The sequence below is a fragment of the Streptomyces sp. NPDC016845 genome (assembly GCF_044332585.1).
Taxonomy (GTDB): Bacteria; Actinomycetota; Actinomycetes; order Streptomycetales; family Streptomycetaceae; genus Streptomyces.
This window is the reverse complement of sequence record NZ_JBIRPI010000060.1, coordinates 1-5,995: the sequence shown is the minus strand read 5'-3', so window position 1 is coordinate 5,995 and position 5,995 is coordinate 1. Positions and strand designations below refer to the sequence as shown.

The window sequence follows — 5,995 nt, the reverse complement described above, 5'->3', positions numbered from 1 at the left end:
GACGCGCAGTCCTCTGTCGAGCGTCTGGTCGGAAGAGGGTGGGGAGGGGCAAGCTGGTTTGGTGTGGTGAGGATCTCTGGGTAGGGGGGGTCGGGCAACCTGGGGGTGGGGGGAGGGGCGGGTGGGGCGGGGGGGGGGGGGCGGGGGCGCCGGGCCCGGGGCGGGGGTGTGCGGGCGGGGCGCGCGCCACCACCCGTCCGGCACGGCCCGGGCTACGCCCCCACCGGGCCGCCGAGAGAGGTGTAGTGCGCCCTGCTGGGCCCGCAGGGAAGCCGCTGGGCGCGCCCGTCGGCGGGGTCGCCCCTGTCAGGTTACGGTGCTGCTCTCGGATGAAGCGGCCTGATCGTCGGCGCACAGTGAGCCCGCGTTGGGGGGGCATCGCACGTGGGTGCTAGTCGAGGCAGCGAGGTGCTTGGCATCGACGTCGGGTTGATGCTGGTCCTAAGGTGTGCCGGTGATCTTCAAGAGGAAGCGGGAGGCCATGGGCCTCATCGCCACCGTGTCCGAGCTGGAAGAGGCGGTCGCCGCCCGCGATGGCGACCGTACCGGGCGTGCCTTCACCGCCATGATGCGCGTCGTGCAGACGGCGACGGTTGCTGAGCGCGTCTTGGCAGGGCCTCGACTGGCAGCGTTGCTTGCCCTTTTTCCGCCTACCGGTCCGCGGCCCATGTTGGCGATGGCGGTCGGCTTCTGTGTCGAACACGGGGCCGATCCGGCCGGCTGCGCCGAGCCGATCCTCGACAGTGTCCGCCAAGACTTGTACGACGCCTTGGAGTTCGCCCGCCGCTGGACGGAAGCCTGTCCAGCGGCGGGCGAGCTGCCGGAGCCGGACGAGGAGATCATCGACGACGCGTTGTTGGCCCGCCTCGGTGGTGACCGGCACGAGGCCGCGCGGCTGGCGCTGGCCTGGTGCGCCATCGAACAGTGGCAGCCACCCGCGTTGGCGGTGCTGTGCCGCAGCACCGAGGTGCGGCGTCGGCATGCCTCCGCACTTCTGCCCGCCTGCCGCGAACTTGCGTCTTTGGAGAGGCACGATCTCAAGTGCCTCGCCTATGCGCTGGCAGTCCTGGACGACGAGCCCCTCGTGGTGCTGCACAGGCCGACCGGGGCCGGGTTCGAGGTAGGCATCGGCGGGATCGGGGACAACTTCCAGCTGCACACTCTGCTCGCCCACGTCCTCATCGGTGACGGCCACGTACCCGGTACTGCGCCGTCGGCGGAGAGTGTCCGTCTGGCCACCGATCCAGAGCCTGCCCAGGGACGCACCCAGACCATTGCGACCGGGACCTTCGAGCTCCTGACCGCGGACGGGGAGCCGGTCTGGAACGAGGGGCTGCCCGACGACATACCCGTGGTGGAGGGGCGCCGCCTGCTCGTACTCGACGAGCCGGCATACCAGCGCAGCTGGAACGCCGACCGTTTCTTCCCACACCTTGCGGGCAAGGCCGAGCTGATCCGCGTCCTGTCCGCGGACGAGACGCGCAGCTGGTTCGCGCGTACGTCGTCGGGCGGCGGGACCCATCAGCACGCCTGATGCGGTGCGCTCAGGTGTCGCGCTCTGAGCGGATGGCTTGAGGGGGCCGGGGGTTGCTTGACTTGGGTTCCGCGCTCGATCAACACCTGTGTGCTGTCGAAACTGTTGCACGGATGTTGTCGGTTGCGGTGAGTGCAACCAGCAGGTCGAGCATTTCAGACTGAAGGGCTGTAGTGCCGGGCCCGGCGCCCCCTTGGCCATCTCGGGCCTCGCCCCTGTGCCGGTGGCACGGTACCGGGGTGATTGGTACACATTTCGAGCCCGCGGCGTGCCTTTCCGGGTGGCGCCGGGAGAGGGACGCGAGGCCGCGCGATGGCCCGCCGCTCACGGCTGCCCGGAGCGAAGCGCAGTCCGGCACCGGAGGCGGTGACGTCGAGGTGCCTTGTGGCGCCACGCCATGCCTCATCGGGAAGGCACGCGCGGGGCCCCGCCTCGCCTTCGCGGTCTTGTCTGTCGGCGCGCGTGTCAGCGGATCAGTTGTCCAACCGTTCTTCGAGGCGTCGCTGCATCGGCCGGCTGCTTCCACGTCGGCCGTCGAAGAGAGCATCAAGGACCTCACGGGCCGTCGGCTGCTGGTGGGGACTCAGGTATCGGATTACTTCGCCCCGTGGCGGGTTTCCGCTCTCGCGGCCGATCGGGTGCCGCCGGCTGGCCGCTGTGCGCCAGCCCCAGCGCTCATCCCACACCAGCGCGGCCGCGGGGGCTGTGGAGGACAGCACCACGGCCGCGGCGAGGACGTCCTCACGCACCTGCACCGTGGTGATGTCCTGCGGCTCAACCAGGCGCTCGGCCACCAGGACATCCACCACACTCTGGAGGTAGGGGCGGATCGCGCGGGCGCGTACCTCGGTGCGTGCGTAAGCGATCGCGGCACGGTGGACTGCTGTGGGATAGCCGAGTCGTTGTGCGGCCTGCTGGGCGGTCAGGTCTGCGTCGGCGACTAGAAGAGCGGCGATGCGTTCGCCCCGCAGGCGGGTAAGCATCCGTGCGGCGGTCGCGTACGCGATGCCGAGCGCGTCCTGGACGCCCGCGATCGTCAGCCCCGGATCGGCATCGAGCAGCGCGGCGACCCGGGCGGGGAGCTCGTCGCGGGGCACCATGTCGCCGCTGCCCCTGGGCCGGTGGGCCGGCCGGGCGGAGGCGGCGGGTGCCGGCATCGTGCGGAAGGCGCGCAGCACGCCGCGGGGGCAGTGCTCCACCCCGGCCACGATCACCAGGTGCGGGGCGATACGGGGGTCCTTCTTGTAGGTGTCCCAGGTCTTGGGACTCACCTCGAGGAAGTCCGCGGCCTCGGTGCGCTCCAGCAGGTCCTCATCGCTGTCGGCATCCGGCAGGGCCGGCACCGGCCGACCGGTCAGGAATGCGGCGGTCTGTTCGCCGTCCCACAGCTTTGCCCGCGCTTCCGGAGGACTGATCACGGCGGGGAACCCCTTTTGTTCCCACGGCCGCTGGTTCCGGAAGCTGCCGATCTTCAGGCCCATCGCCGCAGCAAGATTGGCACTGTTTTCCACCCACGCTTCGCGCCCGGCACGGATCACATCTGTCCCTCTCACCTTGCCCTGCATCAACCGCATCCCGGCACGGGGCCGGCGTCGAGGCCCGGCCGCGGGGCGCCGACGGCCCGCCCGACCACCACAACAACGAAAGAAGATTACGGGAGACAGCTCATCTCCTGCCCGGCGACGGCCCGCATCCGCCCGCCCCCGCTACACTCGAACCCAGCCACGCCCAAAGGGTCACCTCCGCGGGTGCGGGTTTTCGGAACCGGCCGGCGCCCTTGCCACCCCGCCCCGGCGGGACCGGGCGCCGGCCGACCCCGCCCCCGCACCGGCCGCCCAAGCGCACCGCTAAGACACCCTCCCCAGGACATGCCTCGCGCAGCACTCCCCCGCCCCACCGGCCCGCCCGCATCCGTGCAGACTGGAGGCCCGCAGGATGTGCTCGACTGCCCTCAGCTACCGGTGCCGGTGCCATTCCCCAGGCCACTGCGCAGCACGTCGTTGCCGAGGTACCGCTTGTATCGGGTACCTGTCCGGTAGAGGGACGCGGTAGGCACCCTGGCTGCGCAGGCGCCGGAGCAGAGCAGCGTCCCGCCCGCTCTCGGCTCCTTGGCTCACCGCCATCGAGACAGCCCTGCCCAGCAGCCCCTGGCCCCGACGTCCGCGACCATCGCATCGACGACCAGCATGTCCCAGACGACAGCGCCCGACCCGCCGGACTCCCCCGCACACTGCGCCGCGGCTCCTCCACCGCGCTGCTGCGCGCGCGAACCGGCTGCGAGCGGCAGAGGCACAGCGGTGCAGCGGTGCAGCGGTGTCCCGTCGGTCGCGAAGGCTTCGCCCACGCGGCCGCACGAAGCACCGAACCCCTCCCCTCCCCCACCAGGCGCCGCCGGCCCGTCCTGCTGCCTGCCTCTTCTTCCCTTTCCTGCCTGCTACTTCGGGGCCAGGGATGCGTATGGGGGGTTGTCAGAACGTGCACCAGTCCTTGAAACACGGCTTGACCTGGCATTTTGCTGCGATCGCGAGGAAAGGGTACTGAGCGATGTTGGTACCGATGTTGGTACCGATGGTGGAACAGATGTCGGTACCGATGGTGTGACGGATGTTGCGCCCGGCCGACAGCTCCTTCCCGCAGCCCTTCGGGCCCCCTGACTCTTCAATCACGGTGGGCGGGCGCCGGTTCGGGCGTAGGGGACGATGCGGCTATGCATGCTGATGATCAGATTGGTGGGGGTGTGTCCGCCGGGCTCGCGGAGGTCCTGCGCGGGGGCGACGACGGGCATCCGGTGCAGATCGTTTCTTCTGTCTGTGGCGGGTGTCGCGGGGGCGTTTTCTTCGTGCTCCTCGATGATGTCGAGGGCGGAGCCGAGCGGGTCTGCAGTGGTTGCGGCGGCCGTGCGTTTCTCGCGGACAGCGAGAAGTTCTGGGAGGACACCGATTCTGGTGAGGCCTGCTGCCCTTGCGGGGGCAAGGAGTTCGAGGTTGCGGTCGCCTTCTCCCTCGGCGGTGACGGCTCGGTCCGCTGGGTCACCGACGGACTGCAGTGCCAGGAGGACGGCACCACGGGCGTCTATGCCAACTCCCAATGTGCCGAGACCACCCCCGCAGGCGCGAGAAGCAGTGGTACCCCCTGTGGTTGAGGGGACCATCCCCGCGGGCGCGGGGAGCAGACGGGCGCGGCGCCGTAGCTGAGCGCGAGCCTGGGGCCCCCGGGGGCGCGGGGAGCAAGCGAACGGCCTCTCCCGTTCCCTCGGCAGGTACCAAGTAGGTACCAAGTAGGTACCATAGAGGTATGCCGTCACTGAATGTGTCCTTCACCGACGAAGAGATGGAAGGCGTGCGTACTGCTGCCGCCGCCGAGGGCAAGAGCCTGAAGCAGTATGTGCACGACCTAGGGGTGCGCGAGATGCACCGCAGGCGGTTCGTGGCAGGCGCTGCGTCCTGGGCGGACAGGCTGCGCGAGGAGTTCGACAGCGCGTTCCCCGACGACATTCCTGCCTCCGAGCGCGACCGGGGAGCCACTGCCGCCTGATGAGCGAGATCCTGCACGTGGACGTCTCCTGGCTCCTGGACGTCCAGGACATCGCCCTGGGGCACGACGATGTGTCCGTCACCGACTACTCGGCTCTTGTCGCGGCCATCGCCCGCCACAAGACCCGCACGCCGACTCTGGCCGAGTCCAACCCCGACGCCGTATGGCGTGCCGCCGCACTCCTGCACACCCTCGTGCACCTCGAACCCCTCCCCCACCGCAACAGCCTCTTCGCAGCCTTCGTGACCGCCCAGTACCTCGACCAGTCCGGTGAGGGCATCGACCCGCCCTACGGGGCACTGTCCGACCTGATCCGAAAGGTCCGCGAGAGCCGACTCAAGGTTTCCGACATCGCCGACGCACTGCGCTCCTGGCGCATCTGAAGTCCCAGGCGGCCGCCACCGGGCTCGCAGGAGGCCACACCACCACACACCCTCGGCAGCCACCGCCGCCCCGCGGTTCACCACTCTCGGCAGACACCGCCAACGCGCCGTGCCACTGCGAGCGCACCGACGAGGGCCTGTCGAGGGGTGGGTGAGACAGAGGCGGAGAAGATGTCCCCGCCCGGGGTAAGCGAGGCAGCCAGGGCAAGCTCTCCCAACGTCAAGTCCGTCCGCCAGTAAGCCGCCACCAACAAGACGCGGTCCCGCCACACCTTGCCGCCCTCGAACGTGATCTTTGCCTGCTCCCCGCGCCCGCGCGCCCCAGCTCGGGGTCCCGCGGGCGCGGGCAGCAGATTGGCTGGACTTGGCTGCCGTTCCGGCTGCCGGGACCATCCCCGCGGGCGCCGGGGAGCAGGGCATCGCCCTGGAGGGCGCGCGACGCGCGGAGGGACCACCCCCGCGCGCGCGGGTATGGTCCCCTGTCGACCGACTCCGAACTGTGGGTCCTTGACTGCTCCCCGCACCCGCGGGGATGGTCCCAGGG

Annotated in this window: 5 protein-coding genes; 4 read left to right on the top strand and 1 reads right to left on the bottom strand. The window is 70.2% G+C overall.

Translation table 11 applies throughout. The annotated features are described in order from the left end of the window. The first annotated feature begins 481 nt into the window (after positions 1–481). Complete coding sequence (locus ACH4RC_RS42290) at positions 482–1,534, top strand: hypothetical protein (RefSeq protein ID WP_398210438.1); 1,053 nt, start codon at positions 482–484, stop codon at positions 1,532–1,534. 473 nt (positions 1,535–2,007) lie between these two features. Here the strand turns inward: ACH4RC_RS42290 and ACH4RC_RS42285 are convergent, their stop codons facing one another. Then, positions 2,008–3,108 (bottom strand): hypothetical protein, encoded by a 1,101-nt coding sequence (locus ACH4RC_RS42285; protein WP_398210436.1) that lies wholly within the window; start codon positions 3,106–3,108, stop codon positions 2,008–2,010. A gap of 1,133 nt (positions 3,109–4,241) precedes the next feature. Between ACH4RC_RS42285 and ACH4RC_RS42280 the strand changes: the two genes are divergently transcribed. The 3 genes from ACH4RC_RS42280 (at position 4,242) to ACH4RC_RS42270 (ending at position 5,451) form a co-directional block, all read left to right on the top strand. After that, entirely contained in the window at positions 4,242–4,676 is a 435-nt protein-coding gene (locus ACH4RC_RS42280) for a hypothetical protein (protein WP_398210434.1), read from the top strand. A 152-nt stretch (positions 4,677–4,828) separates the two neighbouring features. Continuing rightward, the gene (locus ACH4RC_RS42275; protein WP_398210431.1) at positions 4,829–5,068 is read left to right on the top strand and encodes a hypothetical protein; all 240 of its coding nucleotides are present in this window, start codon (positions 4,829–4,831) and stop codon (positions 5,066–5,068) included. Continuing rightward, complete coding sequence (locus ACH4RC_RS42270; RefSeq protein WP_398210430.1) at positions 5,068–5,451, top strand: toxin Doc; 384 nt, start codon at positions 5,068–5,070, stop codon at positions 5,449–5,451. Before ACH4RC_RS42275 ends, ACH4RC_RS42270 begins: the two co-directional genes overlap by 1 nt. Positions 5,452–5,995 lie beyond the last annotated feature (544 nt).